Annotated in this window: 11 protein-coding genes; 5 read left to right on the top strand and 6 right to left on the bottom strand. The window is 54.6% G+C overall.

Annotated elements, in window-relative coordinates; translation table 11 throughout:
• Positions 1-5: 5 nt before the first annotated feature.
• The 4 genes from ABVF61_RS25120 to ABVF61_RS25105 form a co-directional block, all read right to left on the bottom strand.
• Positions 6-377 (bottom strand): hypothetical protein, encoded by a 372-nt coding sequence (locus ABVF61_RS25120; RefSeq protein ID WP_353996261.1) that lies wholly within the window; start codon positions 375-377, stop codon positions 6-8.
• 178 nt (positions 378-555) lie between these two features.
• Positions 556-1,890: an HlyD family type I secretion periplasmic adaptor subunit gene (locus ABVF61_RS25115; protein WP_353996260.1), complete on the bottom strand. Its 1,335-nt coding sequence runs from the start codon at positions 1,888-1,890 to the stop codon at positions 556-558.
• Between the two features lie 81 nt (positions 1,891-1,971).
• The gene (locus tag ABVF61_RS25110; protein ID WP_353996259.1) at positions 1,972-2,454 is read right to left on the bottom strand and encodes a DUF3291 domain-containing protein; all 483 of its coding nucleotides are present in this window, start codon (positions 2,452-2,454) and stop codon (positions 1,972-1,974) included.
• Between the two features lie 242 nt (positions 2,455-2,696).
• Positions 2,697-4,592 (bottom strand): L,D-transpeptidase family protein, encoded by a 1,896-nt coding sequence (locus ABVF61_RS25105; RefSeq protein ID WP_353996258.1) that lies wholly within the window; start codon positions 4,590-4,592, stop codon positions 2,697-2,699.
• A gap of 539 nt (positions 4,593-5,131) precedes the next feature.
• Between ABVF61_RS25105 and ABVF61_RS25100 the strand changes: the two genes are divergently transcribed.
• Positions 5,132-5,629, top strand: a complete 498-nt coding sequence (locus ABVF61_RS25100; RefSeq protein ID WP_353996257.1) for a hypothetical protein — start codon at positions 5,132-5,134, stop codon at positions 5,627-5,629.
• A 40-nt stretch (positions 5,630-5,669) separates the two neighbouring features.
• Here ABVF61_RS25100 and ABVF61_RS25095 read toward each other — a convergent pair whose 3' ends face one another.
• Positions 5,670-6,191 carry a single-stranded DNA-binding protein gene (locus ABVF61_RS25095; protein ID WP_353996256.1) on the bottom strand — a complete coding sequence of 174 codons (522 nt, stop codon included), beginning with the start codon at positions 6,189-6,191 and terminating at the stop codon, positions 5,670-5,672.
• Between the two features lie 457 nt (positions 6,192-6,648).
• Here ABVF61_RS25095 and uvrA point away from each other — a divergent pair, with 457 nt between their 5' ends.
• The 4 genes from uvrA (at position 6,649) to trmFO (ending at position 12,462) form a co-directional block, all read left to right on the top strand.
• A complete protein-coding gene (gene uvrA / locus ABVF61_RS25090; protein WP_353996255.1) occupies positions 6,649-9,579 on the top strand; it encodes an excinuclease ABC subunit UvrA in 2,931 nt (976 codons plus the stop codon).
• A gap of 230 nt (positions 9,580-9,809) precedes the next feature.
• Positions 9,810-9,965, top strand: coding sequence for a DUF1127 domain-containing protein (locus tag ABVF61_RS25085; protein ID WP_353996254.1), 156 nt, complete (start codon positions 9,810-9,812; stop codon positions 9,963-9,965).
• 404 nt (positions 9,966-10,369) lie between these two features.
• Positions 10,370-10,519: a DUF1127 domain-containing protein gene (locus ABVF61_RS25080; protein WP_353996253.1), complete on the top strand. Its 150-nt coding sequence runs from the start codon at positions 10,370-10,372 to the stop codon at positions 10,517-10,519.
• Between the two features lie 524 nt (positions 10,520-11,043).
• Positions 11,044-12,462, top strand: coding sequence for a methylenetetrahydrofolate--tRNA-(uracil(54)-C(5))-methyltransferase (FADH(2)-oxidizing) TrmFO (gene trmFO / locus ABVF61_RS25075; protein ID WP_353996252.1), 1,419 nt, complete (start codon positions 11,044-11,046; stop codon positions 12,460-12,462).
• Positions 12,463-12,491: 29 nt separating this feature from the next.
• Here the strand turns inward: trmFO and ABVF61_RS25070 are convergent, their stop codons facing one another.
• Positions 12,492-13,343: a phytoene/squalene synthase family protein gene (locus tag ABVF61_RS25070; protein ID WP_353996251.1), complete on the bottom strand. Its 852-nt coding sequence runs from the start codon at positions 13,341-13,343 to the stop codon at positions 12,492-12,494.
• Between the last annotated feature and the right edge of the window lie 25 nt (positions 13,344-13,368).

Raw genomic sequence — 13,368 nt, 5'->3', positions numbered from 1 at the left:
CGAATTTACATGTCCTGTTGCGGCTGTTTTGGCCCCGCCCCTGATTGGCTGGTCCATGTGGCTGCGATGTTTTTGAGATTTTTGATTGCGGGATCTCCGATATCGGAAGATCCACCCGCAAAGCTGTCGGGGTCAGCACTGCACAAACGGCAAAACAGATGCTGAAGCGCAATAGCTCTAAAATAGTTCGTCGGCGGCGGTTTCAGATCACCGACTGATGCACCTTTGGCCGTCGACTCTTGTTCGAACTGACGCGAAATGTCATTCACGAGCACGTCTAGTGAACCTTTCAGTTTTGAGCGAAGAGCTTCGTCTATCTCCCTGAATCGAAGTTGTTCCGGCGTCGGTTCCCGGTGTGTACTTCTTTCTTCTTTCAATCGGAAAACCTCTTGATATTTAGAGCAGAGCCACGTCCTCAGTGACTGGCGTGAAAATCGCACCAGGTAACCACATCTTCCTGCCGTAAAACGTGAAATGGGTCTAAAGATGACGCCATTGTCTGACGACCAGGAAGGCCGGCCAACAAGTCAATCCGAATTGGAGAGCCAGACCGGATTATCTTTCGCTGAGCGGATCGCCGATTGCCCGTGTAACGGGTTTGAGCAGGTATTGCATGACCGATTTTGATCCGGTGACGATCTTGGCATCAACGACCATGCCCGGCGAAATTGTCTCAGCCTGGGCTCCCGCTCCGATCATGTTGGAGGATAGCGGTATCGTAGCCTTGAAATAATAGTGCCCGTATTCGTCCCGGAAGCTTGAGGCCGACACCACCGTAACTTCACCCGTCAGTGTGCCCTGGATGTTCGGATCAAACGTTGTCACAGCGATTTCGGCCTTGTCGCCAACTTCGACGTGCCCGATATCGCGGGGAGAAACACGCACTTCGGCAACCAGATCGCTGTTGCTCGGAACAATCTCCGCAACGACGTCGCCGGGCGCAAGAACGCTGCCCGGACCTTTGAGGTTAAGAGCCTTTATATGCCCGCTTGCCGGGGCTCTGACATAGAGCCTGTCAAAGCGGTCGCGCTGTTTTTCGGCTTCGAATGCAAGCTCGTTCCGCTCCTGAACTACGCGGCTCCGTTCTTCGGCAAGTTCTTCTTCCGTCGCGGCGACGGAGCGCGCCAATCCGGCTTTGGCTTCCGCGAGCTGGGCCTCAGCACGTCCCTTGCGTCCTACGAGTTCACTCAACTCACTTTGCGAGAGCTGGAGCGCGGACTTTGCATCCAGAAAGCGCCGCTTTGACGTATAACCCTGGTCGAAAAGTGATTCCTGAATAGAGTACTTTTCCTGCTCGATTTCGACCTGCGTTTTCTGGAAGGCAATCCTTTCGACCACCGTCGACAACTCCGCTTCCTTCTCGTTTATACGCGCCTTGAGTGCCTGCTGTTCCTGTTCGAGTGCCTTCTGCTGTGCTTCCAGTGCGGCCTTTTGTGCTTCGCTGAATTCGAAATTGTCTGTCAGCCTCAAAGCACCGCCTACGGTGTCTTGAGGATAGACAGCCAGGCGCTGCTCTTCGCGGGCAAGAAACTGAAGACGTGTTCTCACACGCTCAAGGTCGCTGGACGTTGCTGTTTCCTGAAGACGGACAAGCGGTGTTCCTTCTTCAACAAGCTGACCCTCCTGAACGAGGACTTCTGCGACAATACCACCTTCAAGATGGCCGACGGTCTGCACCTTGCCGGCAGGCACGATCTCACCCGAAGCCTTGGCGACCTCCCTCACCTGCCCGATCACCGACCAGCCAAGAAAGGCCGCGGCACCGATAGACAACACCTGAAGAATGCGCCGATAAGCGACGGGTGGAGGGCCCTCTTCAAGTTCGAGAGGCATGTCCAGGGAATAATCATCTTTGACGGTTTTGCGGCGGAACATATCGGCTTTACGCAACTCGGAACGACATATCCCGAAAGTGCGTGATTAAAGTAAATATCTACTGAATCAACCGGTTAAAAGGTTTGCCACCGGCTGTCAGGCGGCTGGCTCGGCGCAACGTTGTTCGCGCCAAAGTCCGGTTGTTCTTGCATAGTCCCAGCCGAACGCATCTTGCGTAGAGCCTTGCTTGTTCAGCAGATCAAGCCGTTCCAGTGCTTCTTCGAGGCTCGGTTCATGCCCGATGGGAACCGGCCACATGACAAAATGCATTTTGTCCATGACATCAAACCATTCGGCCCTGCGGGCATAAATTCGCTTATGGACCGTCTGGAACACGAACCGCTCCAAGGACTCGACGTCTCTCCAAACTGAAAGATTTGGAATGATCATCGGATCGTCCAGAACAACAGGCGTTTCATTTTGGCTGACATCCGCCTTTAGCCGCCAAATGTAACCATCGCTGCGTTCTGCCGCTGCATTGACTCGATTGAGGTTGTTTACGAAATCTGCGATCCGCGGGTCGTTGATATCGTGCTTGAGCCTTGCGATGTTCAGTTCGGCAATATGATGATCAGACATTGAGACCTGCAAGGTGAGTGTTTTGGGCCAGGATAACGTGCCAGCGTCATCGATCATATTCCAGATCGGCGTCCAATATCAGCTATCCGTATCCTGTTCGCAAATCACGGTGTCCTCTCGCACCCCTGCATCGTTTTCGCCAGCATTGATGTGTAAGGAATCTCTATGTCGTTCTGACAAGCGGATGCAATGCAAAACGCCGGACATCCGCCCGGCGCTTTCGTTTCTTTGATTGTTTTTGTTCAGCCCGCGTTTCTGGCTTTTGCCCGAGTGGCTTCAGTTTTTTCGATTGCCTTCAGGAGATAGCGGTCACGGTCATAGATATCCGAGTAGAACTCGATGCCGTTGCCATCCTGCTCCGGCCATGCCGTGAAATACGCCACATAAACCGGAATATCGCCGGTGACCTTTTCCTGTTCATTCTGGCCGGCCGCGATTCGAGACGTCACGTAGTCTTTGGACTTTCCGAGAACGGCCGCTGCCATGCCCTTCGGGTCGTGCAGTCGGATACATCCGTGGCTATAGGCCCGAACGTCCTTGTTGAAAAGGTTCTTGGCAGGCGTGTCGTGCATATAGATGTGGTGCCGGTTCGGGAACAGGATCTTCACTTCGCCAAGCGCATTGGACCGGCCCGGATATTGCCGGACATTGATCGACTGCTGTCTTGCCGCGACTGCATACCAGTTTACAGAAGCGGATGAGACCTTGCGTCCGCCAGGGGTCGTGACCTCATAGCCGGCCCGGTCGAGATAAGACGGGTCCCGCGCGAGCTTGGGAACCATTTCGTTGACGATGATCGAATAGGGAACGCCCCAATACGGGTTGTATTCCACGATTTCGATCTTGTCGTAGAAGAAGTTGGTCTGATTGGATTTCTTGCCCACGACCACCCGCATGGAAAGCGGGTCCTCGCCCGGCGCCGTGTATGTCGCCGTGAACGCCGCCTGGTTGATAAATACCTTCCGCGTTCCAAGGTTCTCCGGGATCCACCGGCTCCGCTCCATCGCCAGTTCAACCTTGGCAATCTTGGCGGCATTCGTCTCGCCGACGAGCGCCTTGATCGTGTTCTTGCCGACAATTCCGTCAGGCGTCAGACCCGCTTCCTTTTGAAAGGCCTTTACCAGTGCGACCAGTTCAGGTCCGTAAAGGTCAGCCCCTTCATAGGCAGCAAGTGTCTCGCTGTGCGCTTGTTTTAAAGCGTCGGAGCCGTTCATTGAAATTGCGGAGACAATATTTTTGAGCTCTGGGCTCGATTTACCGGCTTTCAGGAAGGTGCCTGGTGCGATGACGATTTGCTCGGCGCTATCGTCTTCAGCCTTCAGACGTTCCAGTTCAGCGGTCAGTTTGCGGAAATGGTCGTTTTGAGGCTGGTGACCGTGAAGTTCGTCAGAAACAGTTAAGGTGGTTGAAAGCTTCTCCAGCGCCGCCACAAGGTCTACCTCGTGCCGGGGAAGATCGTGATATTGCGAGATCCTGTTCGGATCGACCCGCCCACGCGTCGCGTCAAGAACATAGGTCAGCGCAGCTGCGCTCATTTCCATTTCAAAACGCATCATTGCGGCTGTGCGCGCTGCGTCATCAAGACCTGAAACAGCCGGGAGCGGAACAAAGTAATCTGAGGGAACCAGACCATATTTGCCGCTTGATGCGAGTGATTTGCGCAGCTGTGCCGCTTTCAGTGTAACGCCGTTGTCCTCGATCCAAACAAAGTCCGGATGTTCACGGTAATACGCAATGAGCGCTTCCCCCACTTCAGGAAGAACCCTCAAGGCCAAGTCCTTCAACGCCGGACGCCCCTTGTCGAATTCGGTCAGCACGGCTGGTGCGGCGGGGGCAACATCCGTTTCCACGGCGACTGCATTTTCGGTCTCGGCGTCTGCGGCTGTCGGCTGAACTTCAGCTGTTTTCTTTTCAGACAGCGGCGACAGCGATACTTTCTTCAATGCGTCAGGGGAGTAATTCAGGTAGCGCGGCGCTGCGACCTTCACCGAAACCGCCTTCTTTCGCAGTTGTTCCTGACGTTTGCGCTCTTGCTGCTTGCGATGATTTTCAGGATTGAACAAGCGCTGGAAGAGGCCTTGTGCCTCGGCTGTCGTGGGAGTCACAATGCTGAAACCGGACGCAAGTACGGTTGCCATGAGACACGCCTTCAGTGACGCGGCAGACACTGTGCGAATTCCGATTGAGCGTCCATATCTGCGATGGGATTGTTCCATATCGTTTTTCATTTGGCTCGCCTGCATTGCCTAGATCCAAAAATTCATAAGCCGGCCGGCATTCCAGATGAAAAGCCAAGCCGTGCGGCTCTTTCCGCCGCAATTAACAATCTGCCCGAAAGTTCCCCCTCCCGTGCAGCGCCTTCTCGCATTTCTTTCCGGGGCTATTCTGCAGCAAACAGCCGAATATCCTCATGAAACACAAGCGGCAAACTGGTTAATACTATAACAGGCTTGATCAGATGGTTAAGGGCAAGCTTCATACACACCTTTTGAATTCAAATCAGTGTGACGATTTTGCCTCTCCGGAACGGCGAAGACCTAACAAAAATTCGAATTCGTTTAACGCGCTAGTGACTTAGCGCACTGGAAATGACATCCGCGTGATACGCATCACGGTGCCCTACCCTGAATAAAAATAGGTTGCTCCACAGAAGACACGGATCATTCGGAGCGAAGACATGCCGTTTCAGTTCAACATCGGGGACCACGTTTCCTCCCAGATCGGGTTCACGTGTTTCAGCCTGGCGCAATATCGCCAATTGAAATGGTCTCGGGCCAAGCTCTTCGAATTGGTGAAGACCAATCCGAATTGCGATGCGTATTTCTGTTCTCTGCCAGGGGGCAGGAGCCTTACGAACCTGATCAACGACCGAAGCATATGGGTCAATTTTGCCCCGTCGATTGAAGCCCCCCGCTACGGGAAGGCCTGTCTGGCGAGTGGTGAAATCGGTATCGCCGATCGCGCTTTCCGTATGGGAAAGTGGACTGTTCTTGCAACGCTCATTCACGAGCTCGCATGCCTGAACGGCGCATCAGACCGCGGTGGAGACTCGAGTGCGGAAGAGGCCGTCTATTTTTGCGGTCTTGGGACTTCGGAGAAACACGACTGTGCGGTCGAGGACCTGAGCTGGTCTTTTCTGGGTAATCACGTGACGGAGTTTGTTGCTGTCCCGTGAGAGCCCTCAATCCGGCCGAGGGCTCTGTCTCAGTGAAGCCTTAGAACGGGATTTCGTCGTCCATTGGCCCGGACCCGCCGCCGGGTCCTCCAAAGCCGCCTCCAGACGAAGATCCGCCCGAGCCGCCTCCGTATCCGCCGCCGCCAAAGCTGCCGCCGCCTTGGGAGTCATTGCCATAGTCTGGCAGTCCGCCGGACTGGCCACCCTCGCCGCGCCCATCGAGCATAGTCAGGTTTGAATTGAAGCCCTGCAGGACAACTTCGGTCGAATAACGGTCCTGTCCTGACTGATCCTGCCATTTGCGGGTTTGCAACTGGCCCTCAAGATAAACCTTTGAACCTTTTCGCAAATATTGTTCGGCGACTTTGCATAGGCCTTCGTTGAAAATTACCACGCGGTGCCATTCGGTCTTTTCCCGCCGCTCCCCCGAGCTCCGGTCACGCCAGGACTCCGATGTGGCAATCCGAAGATTGGCAATCGGCCTGCCGTCTTGCGTTCGGCGGATTTCCGGATCGGCACCGAGGTTACCGACCAAAATGACTTTGTTGACGCTTCCCGCCATACTGCACTCCTGTTCGTTCTTTTGGCTTTACCGGATCTGCACGCCCTTCTGGCACTTGCTTAGCTGAAACCGGCCTACCTGCCATGCAGCTAGAAAGCAGAACCGTAGCGACACTCCAACCGCTTCGCCCATGTTTTCAGACCGCCACGCCCATTTTCCACAAGGCAAACTGCCTGATTTGACGCTGAGAGCGCGGGAATATGCCACTTTACAAGCTGGTTCACGTCGCCTACCCATGCAAATGTACTTGTTTTGTTCTTATCACTTCTATAAAAAAGATTCAATCGAGCAAGCAAAATCTGCGCGTGTTTTTCAATTGGCTCATTCGCCTCACTGGATGTTGCGCCCATAGCTGCTATATCGGGACATGATGACCAGGTTGAGCATCTTCTGATCTGGTTTCGGGCAACCTGCATCGGGTCAGGACTCGTTGCGATTTATGGCGGGAATTTTCAGAATGTCGAAGTCCGACAGCACTCGGAGGGATGAAAGCTGGAAAAACGACCCAACGCGGGTCATCAGCGTCCGAGGTGCGCGCGAGCACAACCTTAAGGGTGTCGACCTCGATCTTCCGCGCGATCGACTGATCGTCATGACCGGACTGTCCGGTTCCGGCAAGTCTTCGCTCGCTTTTGACACCATCTATGCAGAAGGCCAACGACGCTACGTTGAGAGCCTGTCCGCCTATGCACGCCAGTTCCTGGAGATGATGCAAAAACCGGATGTTGACCAGATCGACGGTCTTTCCCCTGCAATTTCCATTGAGCAGAAGACGACCTCTCGTAATCCGCGCTCCACGGTCGGAACAGTTACCGAAATCTATGATTACATGCGGCTTCTGTTTGCGCGCGTCGGCATTCCCTACTCTCCTGCCACCGGACTGCCAATTGAAAGCCAGACGGTGAGTCAGATGGTCGACCGTGTCAAGGAGCTTGAGGAAGGAACGCGGCTCTATCTGCTGGCTCCCATGGTGCGCGGCCGCAAGGGCGAATACCGCAAGGAACTGGCAGAGCTCATGAAAAAGGGCTTCCAGCGCGTCAAGATCGACGGAACGTTTCACGAGATTGCAGAAGCTCCTGCTCTCGACAAGAAATACAAACACGACATCGATGTAGTCGTGGACCGGCTTGTCGTGCGCGATGATATCGCGGGACGGCTTGCCGACTCTCTCGAAACCGCCCTCAAACTTGCCGACGGAATTGCCGTGGCAGAGTTTGCGGACAAGACAACCGAAAAGGGTGATCCCGAGCGTCTGATTTTCTCCGAAAAATTCGCCTGCCCTGTTTCCGGGTTCACCATTCCGGAAATTGAACCGAGGCTGTTTTCGTTCAACAATCCTTTCGGCGCGTGCCCGACCTGCGACGGGCTTGGAACAACCTTGGCTTTCGAAGAGGACCTCGTTGTTCCGGACCACTCCCTGTCGTTGCGCGAAGGGGCCGTGCTACCATGGGCCAAGACCGGGTCGACCTCACCCTATTACGCACAAACACTTGAAGCGCTGTGCAGCCATTTCAAAGTGACAATGTCGACACCCTGGAAAGACCTCCCGGATGAGGTACAGGATGCGATCCTCCACGGGACCGGGAAAACACCTGTTGAATTCGTTTATGACGATGGCGTGCGCAGCTACCGGACGGAAAAGACTTTTGAAGGTGTAATCGGCAATATCGAGCGTCGCTGGCGTGAGACGGAATCTTCGTGGGTCCGGGAAGAACTTGCAAGGTTCCAGTCGGACCACGCCTGCCCTGCCTGCAGCGGGTTCCGGCTGAAGCCTGAGGCGCTTGCGGTCAAGATTGCTGGCAAGCATATCGGCGAAATCACCGAATATTCGATCCGCGAAGCGCGAGACTGGTTCGATGCCCTGCCAGAGAAGCTGAATGACAAGCAATCGGAAATTGCCGGGCGGATCCTGAAAGAAATCAGGGAACGGCTGAAATTTCTGAACGATGTAGGTCTGGAGTATCTGACCCTTTCCAGATCGTCAGGAACGCTTTCCGGCGGCGAGAGCCAACGCATCCGGCTTGCATCACAGATCGGGTCCGGCCTGACCGGTGTGCTCTACGTTCTCGATGAGCCGTCCATCGGACTTCATCAACGTGACAATGCCCGTTTGCTTGAGACGCTGAAACATCTCAGAAATCTGGGCAACACGGTCATTGTTGTCGAGCACGACGAAGACGCGGTTCTGACGGCTGACTATGTGGTGGATGTCGGCCCTGGCGCCGGCGTGCATGGCGGCCAGGTAGTCGCCAGAGGGACGCCGTCCGAGATCATGGCCAATCCCAAGTCCCTTACAGGCGAATACCTCTCCGGCAAGCGCATGATTGAGCGGCCTGACGGGCGTCGAAAGATCAACAAGAAACGGAAAATTAGCGTTCGCGGCGCACGCGGGAACAATCTGAAGGATGTGGATGTCGACATTCCGCTCAGCACATTTACCTGCGTGACCGGGGTGTCGGGTGGCGGCAAATCGACCTTTCTCATAGACACGCTCTATAAGTCCGCGGCACGTCGATTAAACGGTGCCAGAGACAATCCCGCCCCTCATGACCGAATTGAAGGCCTGGAGGTTCTGGATAAGGTAATTGACATCGATCAGTCGCCCATCGGCCGCACACCGCGATCAAATCCGGCCACCTATACAGGCGCGTTCACACCCATCCGGGAATGGTTTGCCGGAATGCCCGAGGCGAAGGCACGCGGCTATCAGCCTGGGCGTTTTTCTTTCAACGTCAAAGGCGGACGGTGCGAAGCCTGTCAGGGAGACGGTGTCATCAAGATCGAGATGCACTTCCTGCCCGATGTTTATGTGACCTGTGATGTCTGCAAGGGAAAACGCTACAACAGGGAAACTCTTGAAGTGGAATTCAAGGGCAAATCAATCGCAGATGTTCTGGATATGACCGTTGAGGAGGCCGCAGAGTTCTTTTCAGCAGTACCGGCTGTTCGCGACAAAATGCAGACCCTTGCGCGCGTAGGATTGGGTTACATAAAGGTCGGCCAGCAGGCAACGACACTTTCAGGCGGCGAAGCACAACGCGTGAAGCTCGCGAAGGAATTGTCCAAGAGGTCGACCGGGCGAACGCTTTACATCCTCGATGAGCCAACGACAGGCCTGCATTTCCACGATGTTGCCAAGCTGCTCGATGTTCTCCACGAACTGGTGGATCAGGGCAACACGGTTCTGGTCATTGAGCACAATCTTGAAGTCATCAAGACCGCAGACTGGATTATCGACCTTGGACCGGAGGGTGGCGATGGCGGTGGTACGGTGGTTGCGACCGGCCGCCCGGAAGACGTTGCCGAAGTTGAGGCCAGTTATACCGGGCAGTTTTTGCGCGAGCTGTTGCAGCGGCGTCCGCAACGGGCTCACGACGCGGCGGAATAGCACAGGCTCAAACACTTGAATTTATGTGCGCCGCACATATCTTGTTACTGTACTGCTATTGCTGGAATTTCAGGCTCCGTATTCGGATCGCATCTCCGGTAATTTTGCATTGCACAAAATGCATGTCTGTCATGCACATCTAGCACTTCTTTTATTTTAGTTGGTGAATTATATATGAGTTCAACAACGAGACAGGAGCCAACAGGACCTGTCGGATAAGGAATAAGAAGATGTTTGATACTGTGCGCAAGAAGTACAGCAACTGGGTTAGCTATCGCCGTGCGGTTGACGAATTGTCCCGTCTGTCGGCTAGAGAACTTCAGGACCTCGGCATCAGCCGAAGCGACATCAGGTTTGTCGCACGCCGTGGAGCAAACGGCTTGTAATTTGAGATCGCGTCCGTAGGCAACCTCCTCCCAGCCGAAAGACGTGTGACACGCGGGGCATCCTCCTCCCAGCCCTGCCAGTCGAAACGACGCCCGCCAGTACCTCCTCCCACTGGCGGGCGTTCGTTTGTTCGGCTTCCCGTTTCTTCAATCCCTCTGCATCATCGCGCGTGATTCTATTTCGCAGATGCGAAATACGTTCGTTTTGTCCGCATGCCTGGCCTATGCATTATGTGCATGGATGCGCGTTAACTAATTGTTGAATTGCGGTTTTTGCATATCTGCATCGCGAAAAACCCACTACCTCGCACCGCACAATTTTCCTATATAGCGTTTGTAAGAGACGAACGGGCCAGACGCCGATCCGCGGTGCCATGGCCAAGAGATAGCGAAAGGCCTAAATCATGATCGACACAGTCGTCAAAAAATTCAACACCTGGAAACGCTTCCGTCAGACCTATGACGAGCTGTCCAACCTGTCCAACCGTGAACTCGATGATCTCGGCATCTCCCGTGCCGACATCGGCCGGTACGCACGTCAGGCTGTAAAATAATCACGACTTGCAGTCGGGAGACATCCTCCTCCCAGTCTCCGGGCTGCAAATGATCTGCGGATCAATTCGCAGATAACAAAAACGCTCGCCGGATCCTCCTCCCACCGGCGAGCGTTTTTTGTTTGTGCTGTTGGTGGTTTGCAGCGAAATAATGAAGACAAACCTTGACCCCCATTAAATGAATGCTGCTTCTGAGACAGTGTTCTCCTGGTCTTTGATACATCAGGCATGTTTCATATGTCCTTGCGTTCTATTGACCTGCTTCACGCCCACTATTGCCGCACGATTTGACATTCGAGCATGAGCAAAGGCTCATGCGATTGTGTCTTTCAGACTTTCCCAAACAGGCTCAAACAACATCGGTAAGGCATCGTCGTTTTGAGTTGACGCGATGCGATCGATCCGCTTGCGAAACCGTTGCGGTTGTGCGGCAATCCTTGTAATCAGGACAAAACAGATGTTTGCCGGCGTGCGCGAGGCAATTGACGCAAATTCTCGACCGGCATTTGTCCCAAGGATAAAAAATGGCACCCATTCACGTTATCGGTGGCGGCTTGGCCGGTTCGGAAGCCGCATGGCAGATCGCACAAGCGGGAATTGACGTCGTCATTCACGAAATGCGCCCAGTGCGCAAAACCGACGCGCATCAGACAGACGGTTTGGCAGAACTTGTCTGTTCAAACTCCTTTCGATCCGACGATTCGGAACAAAATGCAGTCGGTTTGATCCACCATGAACTGAGGCAGCTCGGATCTCTGATCATGTCATCGGCCGACGCCCATCAGGTGCCCGCCGGAAGTGCGCTCGCCGTGGATAGAGAGGGTTTTTCGCAAGCGGTGACCAAAGCGCTCGAAGACCACCCCCTTATCACGATCGCACGTGAAGAGGTTGCCGGTTTTCCGCCCGAAGACTGGAAGAGAGTGATTGTCGCAACGGGCCCATTGACCTCACCCGACCTTTCAAAGGCTGTGTTGCAGAAATCTGGAGAAGACGCCCTCGCCTTTTTCGATGCGATTGCGCCTATTGTCCATTTCGATACCGTTGATCTCTCAAAGGCCTGGTTCCAGTCGAGATACGACAAGGTCGGTCCGGGAGGAACTGGAAAAGACTATTTGAACTGTCCTATGGACAAGGACCAGTACGAAGCCTTTATTGATGCGCTTCTCGGCGGAGATACGGCAGATTTCAAGGAGTGGGAAGCAAACACGCCTTATTTCGACGGCTGCCTTCCCATCGAAGTCATGGCCTCCAGAGGCCGAGAGACGCTTCGCCACGGCCCCATGAAGCCAATGGGACTGACCAATGCTCATAACTCGGACGTGAAGCCCTACGCGGTGGTGCAGCTACGACAGGACAATGCCCTTGGCACGCTCTACAACATGGTTGGCTTCCAGACGAAACTCAAATACGGCGCGCAGGCTGACATCTTCCGGATGATACCTGGTCTTGAAAACGCCCAGTTTGCGCGGCTTGGCGGCTTGCATCGCAATACATTCTTGAATTCGCCGAAGGTGTTGGACGGTTCGCTGAGGTTGGTGGCGGACCCGCGGATTCGATTCGCCGGGCAGATCACTGGGTGCGAGGGATACGTGGAATCGGCCAGCGTCGGCTGTCTTGCCGGTCTCTTTGCGGTGATGGAAGCACGCGGATCTGCAGTTCAGGTTCCGCCGGCAACGACAGCCATGGGCGCTTTGCTCAATCACATTACCGGTGGTCACATTTCCAGAGAAGACGGCGGCGGCAAGCCTAGGTCCTTCCAGCCAATGAACGTCAATTTCGGCCTATTTCCGCCCGTCGAAGCACCGACGAAGGGTGACGACGGCAAGCGCTTGAAAGGCAAGGAAAAGGCAAAGGCCAAGAAGCTTGCCATGACCAATCGGGCAAAAGCGGACTTTTCAGACTGGATCGCCGGCATCAGTCTGAACCGGATAGCGGCTGAATAACCTTTCGTGGCTAGGCACGAAAGGGCACGTCAGATCCGTTTCAAAGGCGCTGCAGACGCTCTCCAAAGCAACCATTGCCGCTTGAGCTGAGATATTTCCGATGAACCGTGAAGCGGATCGAAAGCGTTCGCTTCCATCTTTTTCAAAAACGGTTCAACAAGCACAAGTGGCAGCACCGCGTTGCCGCATTTTTCCGGAACAGTATCAGCAGCTTCGCGAACACGCTTCAGGTGGTGGCGGGCATGCTCACGCATTTCGCCAAGGGCGGCCTGCAATTGCGGCGTGGTCTCGCCGCGGAAGACGGTCTCGCTATCAACTCCATGTCTTTCAATCAGGTCCTTTGGCAGAAACATCTGCCGGCGGGAAGCGTGCCATGGTAGTGCGCGCATCAGTCCTGTCATTCCATAAGCAACGCCCGCATGCCCGGCAGCTGTTGCCGTTCCGGGATCATCGCCATCATTCAGGATCAGGCAACCCAACTGGATGAGACCGGAGACAGTTTCGCCGGTGTATCCTTCCAGGTCGTTCAGGCTGGGCATCGGATCATCATAAAGATCGAACACCCTTGCTTCGGTCATGGCGATGAGCCCGTTTCTGGGCAGATCGTACTTTGTGATTGTTTGAATGAGAGCGTTTGCGACCGGATTGGATGCCGCGGCGCCATGCTCCGTTCCTTCAAGAAGGTCTCGCCACCATTGCAGGCGCATTTCACCGGGCAAGGGCTCCGAAACAACCTCACGCACACGCGCGATTTCCGCACTGAACGCATATATCGCCATCAGAGCGGCCCGATGCTGTTCAGGTGCCAAAAGGGCGCTGAGATATCGGTCCTTGTCATAGCGGCGCACTACATCGGCGGCATGATCGAAGTCAGTAGTCATAGTCGCCCATATGGCACAGGATCGA

Source organism: Roseibium sp. HPY-6 (assembly GCF_040530035.1).
GTDB lineage: Bacteria > Pseudomonadota > Alphaproteobacteria > Rhizobiales > Stappiaceae > Roseibium.
This window is presented reverse-complemented; position numbering and strand designations above follow the sequence as displayed.